Origin of the sequence: Psychrobacter sp. ASPA161_6 (assembly GCF_051970285.1) — a bacterium.
Taxonomy (GTDB): domain Bacteria; phylum Pseudomonadota; class Gammaproteobacteria; order Pseudomonadales; family Moraxellaceae; genus Psychrobacter; species Psychrobacter glaciei.
Window position 1 is genome coordinate 646,259 of sequence record NZ_JBEFNJ010000001.1, and the last position, 13,103, is coordinate 659,361.

11 protein-coding genes are annotated in these 13,103 nt (G+C 43.1%); 9 read left to right on the forward strand and 2 right to left on the reverse strand.

The features are described from left to right. Positions 1-78 precede the first annotated feature (78 nt). The 6 genes from rpsA to ACTQ9T_RS02695 all read left to right on the forward strand — a co-directional run bounded on the left by rpsA (position 79) and on the right by ACTQ9T_RS02695 (position 5,709). On the forward strand, positions 79-1,767 hold the full coding sequence (rpsA, locus tag ACTQ9T_RS02670; RefSeq protein WP_189580689.1) for a 30S ribosomal protein S1: 1,689 nt from the start codon (positions 79-81) through the stop codon (positions 1,765-1,767). Positions 1,768-2,102: 335 nt separating this feature from the next. Next, positions 2,103-2,408 carry an integration host factor subunit beta gene (locus tag ACTQ9T_RS02675; RefSeq protein ID WP_010200120.1) on the forward strand — a complete coding sequence of 102 codons (306 nt, stop codon included), beginning with the start codon at positions 2,103-2,105 and terminating at the stop codon, positions 2,406-2,408. Between the two features lie 86 nt (positions 2,409-2,494). After that, positions 2,495-2,899 (forward strand): lipopolysaccharide assembly protein LapA domain-containing protein, encoded by a 405-nt coding sequence (locus ACTQ9T_RS02680; protein WP_189580692.1) that lies wholly within the window; start codon positions 2,495-2,497, stop codon positions 2,897-2,899. A gap of 72 nt (positions 2,900-2,971) precedes the next feature. Then, positions 2,972-3,670: an orotidine-5'-phosphate decarboxylase gene (gene pyrF, locus ACTQ9T_RS02685; protein ID WP_440463989.1), complete on the forward strand. Its 699-nt coding sequence runs from the start codon at positions 2,972-2,974 to the stop codon at positions 3,668-3,670. A 237-nt stretch (positions 3,671-3,907) separates the two neighbouring features. After that, a complete protein-coding gene (locus ACTQ9T_RS02690) occupies positions 3,908-4,705 on the forward strand; it encodes a metallophosphoesterase (RefSeq protein WP_440463990.1) in 798 nt (265 codons plus the stop codon). Positions 4,706-4,872: 167 nt separating this feature from the next. Then, positions 4,873-5,709, forward strand: a complete 837-nt coding sequence (locus ACTQ9T_RS02695; RefSeq protein ID WP_010200102.1) for a histidine phosphatase family protein — start codon at positions 4,873-4,875, stop codon at positions 5,707-5,709. An 81-nt stretch (positions 5,710-5,790) separates the two neighbouring features. Here the strand turns inward: ACTQ9T_RS02695 and ACTQ9T_RS02700 are convergent, their stop codons facing one another. Next, positions 5,791-6,933 carry an FAD binding domain-containing protein gene (locus tag ACTQ9T_RS02700; protein WP_440464451.1) on the reverse strand — a complete coding sequence of 381 codons (1,143 nt, stop codon included), beginning with the start codon at positions 6,931-6,933 and terminating at the stop codon, positions 5,791-5,793. A 121-nt stretch (positions 6,934-7,054) separates the two neighbouring features. After that, complete coding sequence (gene rpsT, locus ACTQ9T_RS02705) at positions 7,055-7,321, reverse strand: 30S ribosomal protein S20 (RefSeq protein WP_010200097.1); 267 nt, start codon at positions 7,319-7,321, stop codon at positions 7,055-7,057. A gap of 467 nt (positions 7,322-7,788) precedes the next feature. On the opposite strand from rpsT, the gene ACTQ9T_RS02710 reads away from it, so the two are divergent. The 3 genes from ACTQ9T_RS02710 (at position 7,789) to mfd (ending at position 13,088) form a co-directional block, all read left to right on the forward strand. Then, entirely contained in the window at positions 7,789-8,490 is a 702-nt protein-coding gene (locus ACTQ9T_RS02710) for an NAD-dependent epimerase/dehydratase family protein (protein WP_189580705.1), read from the forward strand. Between the two features lie 88 nt (positions 8,491-8,578). Beyond that, a complete protein-coding gene (rraA, locus tag ACTQ9T_RS02715) occupies positions 8,579-9,094 on the forward strand; it encodes a ribonuclease E activity regulator RraA (RefSeq protein ID WP_227669915.1) in 516 nt (171 codons plus the stop codon). Between the two features lie 238 nt (positions 9,095-9,332). Then, positions 9,333-13,088, forward strand: coding sequence for a transcription-repair coupling factor (mfd, locus tag ACTQ9T_RS02720; RefSeq protein WP_439293430.1), 3,756 nt, complete (start codon positions 9,333-9,335; stop codon positions 13,086-13,088). Positions 13,089-13,103: the final 15 nt, after the last annotated feature.

Consider the following 13,103-nt stretch of genomic DNA (forward strand, 5'->3'; position numbering starts at 1 on the left):
CCAGTATTCCGTTTTATATAGTCATAAATTTGATCCGTACTGTGCTGGACAGGATACGGCTATACAAAGGTAGACATAATGGAATCATTTGCTGAACTATTTGAAGCGAGCATCGAAGAAACAGGTCTTGATATCGAGCGTGGCTCGGTTATCACAGGTACTGTTGTAGCCATCGATAGTGATTGGATTACAGTAGATACTGGTCTTAAGTCTGAAGGTATCGTCGCTCGTGAAGAGTTTTTAAGCGAAGAAGGCGAACTTGAAGTTGAAGTTGGCGATAGTGTTGATGTTGTGGTTGAAGCGGTTGATAACGGTATGGGTCAAACCTTACTGTCACGCGAAAAAGCCAAACGCGTTGAGACTTGGAATTTCCTTGAGAAAATCTCTGACAATGATGAGATCGTTAAAGGTATTATTTCTAGCAAAGTTAAAGGCGGCTTTACCGTAGATATCGGTTCAGTACGCGCGTTTTTGCCAGGTTCATTGGTAGATGTACGTCCTATCCGTGATACCACGCATCTTGAAGGCAAAGAGCTAGAATTCAAAGTCATCAAACTTGATCAAAAACGCAACAACGTTGTGGTTAGCCGTCGTGCAGTTATGGAAGCTGAAAACTCAGCTGAGCGCGAAGAGCTATTGAACAAGCTTGAAGAAGGTATCGAGATCGAAGGTATCGTTAAGAACCTTACTGATTACGGTGCATTCGTTGACCTAGGTGGTATCGATGGTCTATTGCACATCACTGACATGGCATGGCGCCGTATCAAGCACCCATCTGAGGTGGTTGAAGTTGGTCAAGACCTAAAAGTTAAAGTATTGAAGTTTGACCGTGAGCGCAATCGCGTAAGCCTAGGTCTAAAACAACTTGGTACTGATCCTTGGGATAACGTTGGCGGCACATACCCAGTGGGTAGCGTTGTTAAAGCACGCGTTACTAACCTAACTGATTATGGTTGTTTTGCTGAGATTTCTGAAGGCATCGAAGGTCTAGTGCACGTGTCAGAAATGGATCATACCAACAAAAACATCCACCCATCAAAAGTAGTTCAAGTGGGCGATGAAGTTGAAGTAATGATTCTTGATATCGATGAAGAACGTCGTCGTATCAGCCTAGGTATCAAACAGACTCTAGCCAATCCATGGGATGAGTTTGATAAGAAACATGAGCGCGGTGATAAAATCACTGGTACGATCAAATCAATCACTGACTTCGGTATCTTTATCGGTTTAGATGGTGGTATTGATGGTCTGGTTCATCTATCTGATATCTCTTGGAACGAAACTGGCGAAGATGCTATCCGTAACTACAATAAAGGCGACACCGTTGAAGCAATGGTATTGTCTGTAGATGCAGAAGCTAACCGTATCAGCCTAGGCGTTAAGCAGTTAAGCTCTGATCCATTCAACGAATACCTAGTCAACAATGACCGCGGTGCTATCGTTAATGGTAAAGTGAAAGAAGTAGACGCTAAAGGTGCTACTATCGAACTTGCTGACGAAGTAGAAGCTTATCTACGTGCCTCTGAGATCCAACGTGACCGCGTTGAAGATGCGACTAAGCATCTAACAGTTGGTGATGATGTTGAAGCTAAAATCATCAGTGTTGATCGTAAAACACGCAACATCAACTTGTCTATCAAAGCGAAAGACGAAGCTGAAGAGCGTCAAGCGATTAAAGATCTTGGTAGCACTAGCACGACTGCTGCTCCAGGAACTGATGCACAGCCAAAAACAATTGGTGACTTGATCAAAGAACAAATGCAGTAAGTTGCTAAGCTATTGATATAAAAGTAATGTAAAAAAAGCGACTCCGGTCGCTTTTTTTTATGATTAAATTTGTATAACGTGGTCAGTAATGGAAGTTTTTGCTCAAACAGACAAACTCTTATTTCCATTTATCCTAATATCCGCTATCATTTGCAACATTGAGTAACAATATATCAGTCGGATTTAGTTTTATATAAATAATATCGGCTTATAGAAGCAGTTGTGACTTTAGATGTTTCTAAGTTAATTCAGTATAATGCTATAAATAGTCATCGTAAAAACCAAATTTTGACTCACAATCATTTTATCCATTAATCAACAGGGCAAGCGTCATAATGCAGCAAGCGATTAACAAATCCGAATTTATTAGTAATTTGAGTGCGAATTGTGAAAATATAACTGACACAGTTGTAGATGATGCAGTACGTGAAATATTAAATTTGATGACCCATACTTTAGCCAATGATGGTCGGGTAGAGGTTCGTGGGTTTGGTAGTTTTTGTCTACATCATCGCCGCGCTCGTATGGGGCGCAACCCAAAAACAGGGGAAAGCGTGCCTGTACCTGCCAAAGCTATTCCGCATTTTAAGCCGGGTAAAGCACTACGTGAAGCCGTAAATGATAAAGTAGCAAATAATTAGTACTGGTCATAGATGTGTTAATTGATGATGCACTCTAGAATGCTATCTTTAAACTGTTAGCTCCATTCAAAACCGAGGTATCTTTCATGCGCTTTTTACTGTTTGTATTACTGTTTTTAAGCTTTGCTTATTCGCTTGGTTTGGTATTAGCAAATAATACTGAGGTTGGCGTAAACTTGCTGTTCTCACAAGCACCGACGATGAATTTGGGGTTGCTGCTGATACTCTGTTTAATACTCGGTATAATTATCGGTATTTTGCTAGCATTGCTTATTTTCCGCGTCTTACAAAATAAGTGGGAAATCTCGCGCCTTAACAAGGCCAACAATCACTTGCAAGAGCAATTGACCCAAGCCAATGTCGTTATTGATCGTCAAGCAAATGCACCAACAGTAGAAGATGCGGTCTACGGGACAACGGCGACCCAGACTCAAGATACAGCAGTTAATATAGATGAAGGTTCTACTTTGATTAAGCATAAGCGAGACTAAGCGGCTTGATAATGGCGGCGCGGCTAATTTTAAAAATATAATGCTTTGATAACTCTGATATATGGCAAAACCATGAATAATATAACTAACTCTCCAGTCATTGTTGCTTTAGATAACATGACTTTAGATGCATCCTTGGCGCTAGCTGACCAATTAGACCCAACGTTATGTCGATTAAAAGTGGGTAAAGAGCTATTTACTCGTTGTGGCCCTGATATCGTCAAGGCATTGCATCAGCGTGATTTTGAGGTGTTCTTGGACTTAAAGTTTCACGATATTCCCAATACCACGGCTCAAGCAGTATTGGCGGCAGCTGAGCTTGGCGTATGGATGGTTAATGTCCATGCAAGCGCGGGTTTAGAGGCGATGTCATTGGCCAAACAACGCCTGTTAGACGGTAATTTTGAGACCTTGTTGATTGCTGTCACTGTGCTGACTTCTATGGACAATCAAGCATTGATGCAAACGGGCATCACAGACGGTTTAGATGCGCAAGTAAGCCGCCTAGCACAATTGACCAAGCAAGCTGGTCTAGATGGTGTGGTGTGCTCTGCCCAAGAAGCAAAAGCGCTTAAGGCTTTATGCGGTAAAGACTTTAAGCTGGTCACGCCTGGCATCCGACTCGCTGAGGACAGCGCGGATGATCAAAAGCGTATTTGTACGCCGAGTCAAGCATTGATGGAGGGTTCTGATTATCTGGTCATTGGACGCTCTATTACTCAAGCGCAAAATCCTACCACTAAGCTACAGAGGATACTTCAAAGTATTTAAGTTTGAATAGATGTTAAGAAAAAAAGACAGCCTAAATGGCTGTCTTTTTACTTTTTGATGGACAAGGAAAAGCTGCTACACTACTTAAATTTATGCTTACAATCTTTCTAAAATATAATGACCATATCAAAAATGTTCATCTAACTAAATATTACTATTACTATTACTATTACTATTATGAGCGTTTATCGCTAATTAGATTTTTAATAATAACGCCACTAAATGATGTTGGATAATATGAAATTACAGATATTAAGTGACTTACACATTGACAGCTATGCCCGGCAATTGCATCCGATGGGGCATATTCCTAAGACCGATGCAGACATTGTATTGGTCGCTGGTGACACCGCTAATAGTGATAGCGGCATGCCGTGGCTACAAGAGCAAGCTGCACGTTTACAGGTACCGCTTATTACCATCGCGGGAAATCATGAGTATTTCAAAGAAGATGTGCTAAATTTCGATCAGAAACTGGCAACATGGGACAATTACGATGAAACCTCAGCCAAAGGCATGCGCGTGCTCCAGTGTCAGCATATTGACATCGGAGAAGTACGCATCTTAGGGTGTACGCTGTGGACTGATTATCAGTACCAAGCGAATGAGGACACTATGGTCGCTGCTAAACGCTTTATGCGGGACTATACGCAAATATATGCTGGTGATCAGCTATTCTCACCTGAGCTTTCTATGCAATTGCATGCTGAGCAGCGTCAATGGTTACAACAAGCCTTGATAACCGCGAAAACACTGGGCAAAAAAACGATAGTGATGAGTCATCATAGCATCAGTGCATTATCAGTGTCTGAGAAGTATGCTAGCCTACCTAGTAATGCAGCGTTCGTCAGTGATTTATCTGGCTGGATGCATGAAACTTGGGCGCCTAAGCTGTGGGTGCATGGACATACGCACGAAGCATTTGACTATCGTATTGGTAATACCCGAGTGATTGTCAATCCACGCGCTTATCCAAACGAGGTGAGTAGTACAGCATTAGCCTTTGCTTGGGATAAAGTCATTGATATTGGTTGAGCCGTTTTTCGTGTAAATACGTTGGATCGCTAGCAGTGGCTTAGCGCATTCTGAAATAGTCTATCATTCATTATTGGTCTTAAAAGTCCGTTCATTATCGCTGCTTATATTGCAACTGGATTTATATTTTGTTCATTCCTGATAAAAAATCTGCTAGGCTTGCTAGCATGAGCAAATATCCTATTAGTACCCAGTCAAAACTATCCGCAGATAAGCTTGCGAGTCACACGCCAAGTGCGCCTGCGCCGTCACACTTACCTGACAGTATGATCTCTTCGGTCAGCTTATTACCTGATAATAAGCGACTGATTTTATTTACTAGGCACTCTCTACGCGAGCGTTCTGATGGTAACGGTTTTGCCAGTTATCAGTTGCCGCTCACGCCTAAAGGTCGCATATTGGCTAAGTCTTGGGGACGTTGGCTAGCAGGACATCTGCCGTATTCGCTCGATGTCGATAGCATCTCAAGTCCGATTGGGCGCTGCATTGACACAGCACAATTGATGCAAGAAGGGGCGGGGTTACAGCGTCATATTGCTCATCAATCATTGCTGGTGGAGCCGGGCAGTCTGGTTACTGAACCTGAGATTGCCAATGTCGTATTCAAAGAAATTGGTGTGCTCAACTTTATTAATCGTTTTTTACAAGGCAATCTTGAAGGGACTAAAAATGCCTATCAAGGTGGTCTTGATATTTTATCGCTCTTTTATCAACATCAGCCGCAGCATGGGCATTTAATGCTCGCTGTTAGTCATGATACTTTGTTATCAGCTTTTTTGGCGGTAATGCTTGATGTGACCGAAATCGATTGGAATGATTGGCCTAAGATGATGGAAGGGGTGTTTTTGTGGTTCGATGATAAGCCCTTTGATCAGGCAAATGCTTATTTTGTCTGGCGTGGTGAGGTTTATATTCGTCCTGTTAGTACTCTGTTAGACGGTTACCGTGCTGCAGGCTTTCATCCTAGCAAATTGTTGCTGCCACCAAAAGTGAAGTGGACTTAATTTTTTAAGGGGTTTTATGCTTATTAAGCATAAATTTGACCCATTCATCTCAAAAATGGAAAATCAGTCGAATTTTATTTTTTATCCCTCTGTTCGGCTTTTACCATAAGAAAACTGAGAACGATCACCCACACTGCGACCATGTTTCCATAATTGCATGCCATGTGATAGCTGGTTGCTCTCCCCTGCCTGTAAGGCTTTAGGAACGTTATGACTATGGTCAACGAGTGCCTCTACCAACGAAATAGCGTTTGCTGCTGCTTTTGCCGTACCCGCTGCTGTATGAGGCCGAGGAATAAAAGCGGCATCTCCTATCAGTGCCATTCTATCGAAAGCCATCTGCGGCACTGTTAAGTCTAAAATCGACTGTACAAAAGGCTCTTTAGTCGCGGCTACTAATTTTTTGAAGGGGTCAGCGAGTACAAGATCTGCGTAGCTTCGCATTGCTCGATCAACAGCAGGTGACATCATTCCTGGTGGCACAGAATGCGTTCTACATTTACTGTTTTTGTCGGTAAGTATATGAGCTAACTCCGTTTTCTCATCATAGTTGACGTACCAAACCCAGTTAAATCGGCGTTTTCCTGGAACCAGCGATTCGTTTTCACCAGGAATGACGTAGGCCAAAATATGTGAGTTTGGAAAATCATAAAATACAAACCGTTCAGTAAATATCTTAGCCACTTCTGGCGCTAAGTCAGCTTCGTCGATCAAACCTCTATAAGCCACGTAACCTGCGTATTGAGGCTCATAAGTGGGCAAAAGCTGTTGGCGTACTGTTGAATTTGGCCCGTCAGCACCAATCAATAAATCTCCAGTTTCACAAGAGCCATCAACAAAAACAGCTGTTACTTTAGCGCCTTTTGATTGTACCTGCGCTAATACTTTACCTTGATGATAATGCTTATCTGGAAAGTGTCTTCGCATCGAGCGATAGAGAATATTCCAAGAGGTAAGCGTCTGACGCATGGCCATTTTTTCAATTGAACCATTTTTTTGCAGATAATAGCGCTCAAGAGCATCGACGCCTAGCTTGTCTGTCGCAATTCCCGCCTTTTTAAGAGCAGTCACGACATCAGCTTGCAAAACAACACCACCGCCTCTGCTATCCAAATCATGAGCAGAACGCTCGTAAATATCTACTTGCCAGCCAGTAGAACGTAATAGCGTCCCTGAAAACAGCCCAGCTAACGAACCACCGATCACGATTGCACGCTTATTCATTGATTCCACTGAGCCTCTCCTGAATATCTATATACAAAAAAAATAGCATAAAAAAACCTTGCCCCAGTATTAGAACCAGTGACAAGGTTTTTTTATGCTTACGGTCTAAACAGAACAAATCTTAAGCTTGAAGGCCTTTGATTGTTTTGTTTAGGCGGCTCTTACGACGAGCAGCTTTATTCTTATGAATAATACCTTTGTCAGCCATACGATCAAGAACCGGTACCGCTTTTTTGTAAGCTTCGGTAGCCGCGTCATAATCTTTAGCTGCGATTGCCGCATCAACACGTTTTAAGTAAGTACGAACCATAGAGCGTTGTGACGCAGAGTTCTGACGACGTTTGGTGTTTTGACGGGCGCGTTTACGAGCTTGTGCAGTATTAGCCACGCGTATCTCCTTGATAAAGACAGATAAAAATATGAATGTTGATTGCAATAATGGGTTTAACAATCATCGGTGACGAGCAGCCTCTCGCCAAACATGATGTCGATGTCTGATATTAATAGGGTATCTAATATCAATAGATCATCGCAAGCGTCAGAACTGTTTGGAATAATTAAACAGCGTTGACGTGTAAAGCCGGTTATCTTAGCAAATTATTGCGCTTAGAACAATATATTTGATGGTTAATGCTCAAAGTAGTTAGACTATTTGCTAATATTTTACTTTATTAGGCTATTAAGAGCAAAGTCAGTTGCCAAGTCATACCTATCACTGACAAAATCTCTTACAATAAACTGTGCTTAATGAGCTCAGTTATCTGTTAATTTAGGTATGATAGAGGAGCAATCTGTCTTTACGGATATGTCTTCTCATAATCATAGATTTTCTAACATTATATAAATGGATAAGGTATGCAGCGAAAAGCAATTATGATTGGCGCGACAGGATTGGTGGGGGAACACCTTGTCAAACAATTGAGTGAGCTTTACGACACGTTGATTGTGATTGCACGGCATCCGCCACGCTACATCAATGCCAGTATGCGCTTTTATCAGGTCAATGACTTCGACAATCTAAGCGAAATATTTGTCAGTGTGGGTGTTGATCGAACGACAGATGCCTTTAGTTGCCTCGGCACCACAAAAAAGCAGGCTGGCAGTGACGAAGCGTTTCGAAAAGTCGATCACGATTATAATATGAACTTTGCCAAACTATGCCGCGATAAAGGCGTTGAAAATTTCTTTTTATTATCTTCAATGAACGCTGATATCGACAGTCGGTTTTTGTACAATCGAGTAAAGGCTGAAACTGAGCAGTCAATTAGCGCATTAGATTTTGCGCAACTAGTGATTTTTCGCCCGTCATTGTTACTTGGCAAACACAAGGGACGTCCGCTTGAAAGCCTTGGTCAAAAAGCCTTTAAACTTATCTCGCCGTTATTGTCAGAGTCTTTATCATTGCATCCCATTTCTGCCAAACGCGTCGCTAGTGCAATGGCGATGAGCGCCAATGATATTTATCAGCGTAGTAAATACCGTACGGAACCGCTAATTAAGCATACTAATATTATCGAAAATAAGCAGATGCTGGCGATGACCAGAGTGAAAAAATAGCCTAAGCGGTATATCAAAAAAAGTTAAAATCAATCATAAGTAGTTAGGGAGCTTGATCATGTCAGACACGATGCCAGAATCAACCGCGATGAATAAAGAGAACTTTGTGACCTGTGATTTATTGGATGCCAATCCTGAGTCGCAGGTATGTTTGCCCAATATCGAAGGCAAGTCGTTTCATCGTTTTGGTGGCAAAGACAGATTTTGCGGTGAAATCGTGACGGTGAAATGCTTTGAAGACAATAGCCGTGTAAAATCATTACTGAACAGCGATGGCAAAGACAAAGACGGTAATGGCAAAGTATTGGTGGTCGACGGTGGTGGCTCAATGCGTTGCGCGCTGTTAGGCGATATGATTGCACAGTCAGCAATTGATAATGGCTGGGCAGGGGTCGTGGTGTATGGCTGTGTTCGTGATGTCGATGATATGGCAGCAATGGATATCGGTGTCATGGCACTCGGTTGCATCCCTCGTAAATCAAATCGCCGCGATGAAGGCCAGACGGACATTGAAATTAGCTTTGGTGATTTGACACTAAACTCTGGTATGTTTGTCTACGCAGATAATAATGGCATTATCGCGAGCGACAAGCCATTAATTTAAAAACAGCTTATAATTTAAAAGCAGCTTAATGATTATAACTCAAAAACCTCAGCTCAACCGTTGAGGTTTTTACATTTAATTATCCTGTCTTTATGTACGAATACTATTTTTATCAACTATTTAGCTGTTGGTTTTTTAATAAAAATGCTAAGTGACAAACCGTTACGGCATAAATTTTGGTAATTGCTGAAATATTCGTATAATAGCTTTCTGACTCTTAACATTGATCCTATCCTTTATGCCTATCACTGCTTTGACTGACGCCTTTGACCCGATTAACCAGCAGTTGTTTCCTATCCAAAATGCCCAGCGGCGTTGGCTGGCTCCTGTGCATGGGGCTGTCAGCAGTTTATGGCTGGCAAGTCTAGTACAAACGCCGCTATGGAATGTTGCTGACCGTTTGAAGGTTGTGGTAACCCGTGACCAAAACCAGCTCAATCAGATAGAGACGGAATTGGCATTTTGCGGGGTCGATGCTTATGTGTTCCCCGATTGGGAGACATTGACTTATGATGAGCTGTCCCCGCATCAAGATATTGTCAGTGAGCGTATCAATCTATTAACCGATATGCCAACGACAGGGGTGCTGCTCATCTCGGTTCAAGCTTTGATGCATCGGGTCGCACCGCCAAGCTGGCTGATAGGGCAGCATTTTGATTTGAGTGTGGGTGATCGATTTAATATCAACACTCAACGTGGTCTATTGGCAAAGGCAGGTTACCGTGCAGTTGAGAATGTCTTTGAGCCGGGCGAATTTGCCGTACGCGGTAGCATCATTGATATCTTTGCGATGGGTCAGCCGTTTCCGCTACGTCTAGATCTGTTTGACGATGAAATTGAGACCATTCGCTTCTTTAATCCGCAGACCCAGCGGACGTTGACCGTTGATGACCTTAAAACGATGATGAGTGGCAATGATAGTAGCATGGGCAAAGAGTCACTATCGCTACTGCATAAACTGCCAGATATCTCAAAGCCTATCCAGCAATTTCAAATCCTACCGGCGAAAGAGTTTCCGCTCGATGAAGGGCGTGAGACTTTCCGCACCAACTTTGCTGCCATGTTCCCTAGTGCCAGTAGTCGTAAGTTTGAGCTGCATAAAGATGTGATGGCAGGTATCGCCAGTAGCGGATTAGAATACTACCAACCATTATTTTTTGATTTAAAGGATTGGGAGGCGGAGAGTAGCTTATTTGCCTATTTGCCAAGCGATGCCTTATTTATAACAGATGAGCTAATTAACGAAAAGCAAGCAGATTACTGGTCACAGATTCAGCGCCGTTATGAAGAGCGTCGTCATGATATTGACAAGCCTATTGTCGCCCCTGAATTGTTGTATTTATTATCAAATACTTTAAACGAACACCTCAACCACTATCCACGCGTGATTTTAAGTGCGCGCAATGAGCTGGCTACCATGACCGATGTCGCTGCGATTGATAGCGATGATGCGTTATTAGAAGATGCTTCATTGTTAGAGGTTGAACAACAGTCAGATTTACAGCCACAACTGCCACTTGCAGCAAATAAACAGCAAGGCTTGGTGACGTTAAGCGCGCTAGAGCCACCGCAATTATCAGTGAACCATCAAAAAGCTGAACCTCTCACAGAGTTATTAGAATTTTTAGTGCTACAAGCGCAAACGGCGACACCAGTATTAATCGTTGCCGAAACAGCAGGTCGCCGTGAGATTCTCATTGAGCTGTTTAAAGGTAAAATAGACATCAAAGCTTATGATAGCTTTGAGGCGTTTTTAGCAGCTGACAAAACTACTGGGCTTAATGCTAAAAATCTGCCGCAGGTTGGGCTAACCGTTGCACCCATTGAACGCGGGGTATATGTCCCTGAGCGTTTGGTATTGATTAGTGAGACACAATTATTTGGTCGGCAAGTACTGCAAACGCGTCGCCGTCGTCAAAGCGGTGTATCAGAAGAGTTTTTGGTTAAGAGTGTCACCGAGATAACCGAAGGCAGCCCTGTGGTGCATATCGAGCACGGTATCGGTCGCTATAATGGTCTGATTACACTAGATGTGGGTGATGGCGAGCAAGAGTTTATTCATTTGAAATACGCTGATGATGCTAGTATTTATGTGCCAGTCGCCAATCTACAAATGATCAGCCGTTATAGTGGCGGTGATCCTGCACTTGCGCCATTGCATAAAATCGGCAGCGGCAAATGGGACAAAGCCAAGCAAAAAGCTTTGGAGCAAATTCACGATGTTGCTGCTGAACTGCTCAATATGCAAGCAAGGCGTGAAGCTAAAGTCGGTATTCATTTTAAAATCGACTCGTCACAGTATGAGCTGTTTGCCAGTCAATTTGCTTTTGAAGAAACACCTGATCAAGCCAATGCTATCCATGCCGTTATGGAGGACATGAGGCAAAACCAACCAATGGATCGCCTTATCTGCGGTGATGTGGGTTTTGGTAAAACTGAAGTCGCTATGCGCGCTGCATTCATCGCGGTTAGTGCTGGCTATCAAGTAGCCGTATTGGTACCGACGACTTTGCTGGCAGGTCAGCATGAAGACAATTTTCGCGATCGCTTTGCTGATTGGCCGGTACGAGTCGAAACGCTGTCGCGTTTTGGCGGTAAAAAGCATCAAGATACGGTATTGGCTGACTTGACGGCTGGTAAAGTTGATATTGTTATCGGCACTCATAAGTTATTACAGCCCGATGTGAAGTTTTCTAATTTGGGCCTGATGATTGTCGATGAAGAGCATCGCTTCGGTGTGCGTCATAAGGAGCGTATCAAGGCCATTCAGACCGATGTAGATAGTATGTCGATGACAGCGACCCCAATCCCTAGAACGCTTAATATGGCGCTCTCCGGTATGCGTGATATGTCGATTATTGCTACGCCGCCTGCTCGTCGTCTGGCGATTAAAACCTTTGTCATGCAAAAAACAGAAGCATTAATGAAAGAGGCTATCTTGCGCGAGTTACTGCGTGGGGGACAGGTGTATTTGCTTCATAACGATGTTGCCAGTATCGAGCGTATGGCTGAGACCATTCGCGAGCTAGTACCAGAGGCGCGAGTGGGGGTCGCTCATGGACAGATGCAAGAGCGCCAACTTGAACAAGTAATGCAGCAGTATTATCATAAAAAATTCAACGTCCTGATATGCTCGACTATTATTGAAACCGGTATTGATGTGCCCAATGCCAATACCATTATCATTGAGCGCGCTGACAAGTTTGGCTTGGCGCAATTGCATCAGCTGCGTGGTCGAGTTGGTCGTAGCCATCATCAAGCATATTGTTACTTACTTGTACCGTCTATTAAAGGTCTCAAAGGCGATGCCAAGCGACGCTTACATGCCATTGAACGCGCCAATACGCTGGGTGCAGGTTTTATGCTGGCAAGTGAAGATTTAGAGATTCGCGGGGCTGGTGAGATACTTGGCAAGCAGCAAAGCGGTAATATGCAGGCGATTGGCTTCAGTTTATATATGGACATGCTGGAGCGCGCGACCAAAGCGATTAAAGCGGGTAAAGAGCCTGATTTGAGTACGCCATTGTCACTGACTAGCGAAATTAATCTGCATAGCTCGGCATTGATACCAGAAGAGTATTTACACGATGTGCATCAGCGTTTGTTGTTTTATAAACGTATCAGTAATGCCGATGATAAAGAAGCGCTCACTGATATCCGTACCGAAATGATTGACCGTTTTGGTATATTACCCGATCAAACCAAGCAGCTTTTTGCCATTCACGGACTGCGTATACAAGCCGAGCCACTAAAGATTAATAAAATTGATGCCAATAGTAATAGTATGACGTTGGAATTTGCGCCTGATACACCTGTTGATGCGTTAGCGATTATTAAACTGATTCAGAGCAATGGTCAGCGCTATCGTATGAATGGTGCTTCTGGTATTCGTTACCAAGATGCCGATAAACTGGCAACACCGCAGCAGCGCGTCACTGTGATCCAAGAGCTATTACGCTACTTTAGTGAGCATATGGTGACAGAGCCTGTTTAGCTTTGCTTTGTTCTA

Excerpts from the sequence above, each read along its gene's own strand:
- rpsA (WP_189580689.1), top strand. The coding sequence starts at position 79 with ATGGAATCATTTGCTGAACTATTTGAAGCGAGCATCGAAGAAACAGGT.
- ACTQ9T_RS02675 (WP_010200120.1), top strand. The coding sequence starts at position 2,103 with ATGCAGCAAGCGATTAACAAATCCGAATTTATTAGTAATTTGAGTGCG.
- ACTQ9T_RS02680 (WP_189580692.1), top strand. The coding sequence starts at position 2,495 with ATGCGCTTTTTACTGTTTGTATTACTGTTTTTAAGCTTTGCTTATTCG.
- pyrF (WP_440463989.1), top strand. The coding sequence starts at position 2,972 with ATGAATAATATAACTAACTCTCCAGTCATTGTTGCTTTAGATAACATG.
- ACTQ9T_RS02690 (WP_440463990.1), top strand. The coding sequence starts at position 3,908 with ATGAAATTACAGATATTAAGTGACTTACACATTGACAGCTATGCCCGG.
- ACTQ9T_RS02695 (WP_010200102.1), top strand. The coding sequence starts at position 4,873 with ATGAGCAAATATCCTATTAGTACCCAGTCAAAACTATCCGCAGATAAG.
- ACTQ9T_RS02700 (WP_440464451.1), bottom strand. The coding sequence starts at position 6,933 with ATGAATAAGCGTGCAATCGTGATCGGTGGTTCGTTAGCTGGGCTGTTT.
- ACTQ9T_RS02710 (WP_189580705.1), top strand. The coding sequence starts at position 7,789 with ATGCAGCGAAAAGCAATTATGATTGGCGCGACAGGATTGGTGGGGGAA.
- rraA (WP_227669915.1), top strand. The coding sequence starts at position 8,579 with ATGAATAAAGAGAACTTTGTGACCTGTGATTTATTGGATGCCAATCCT.
- mfd (WP_439293430.1), top strand. The coding sequence starts at position 9,333 with ATGCCTATCACTGCTTTGACTGACGCCTTTGACCCGATTAACCAGCAG.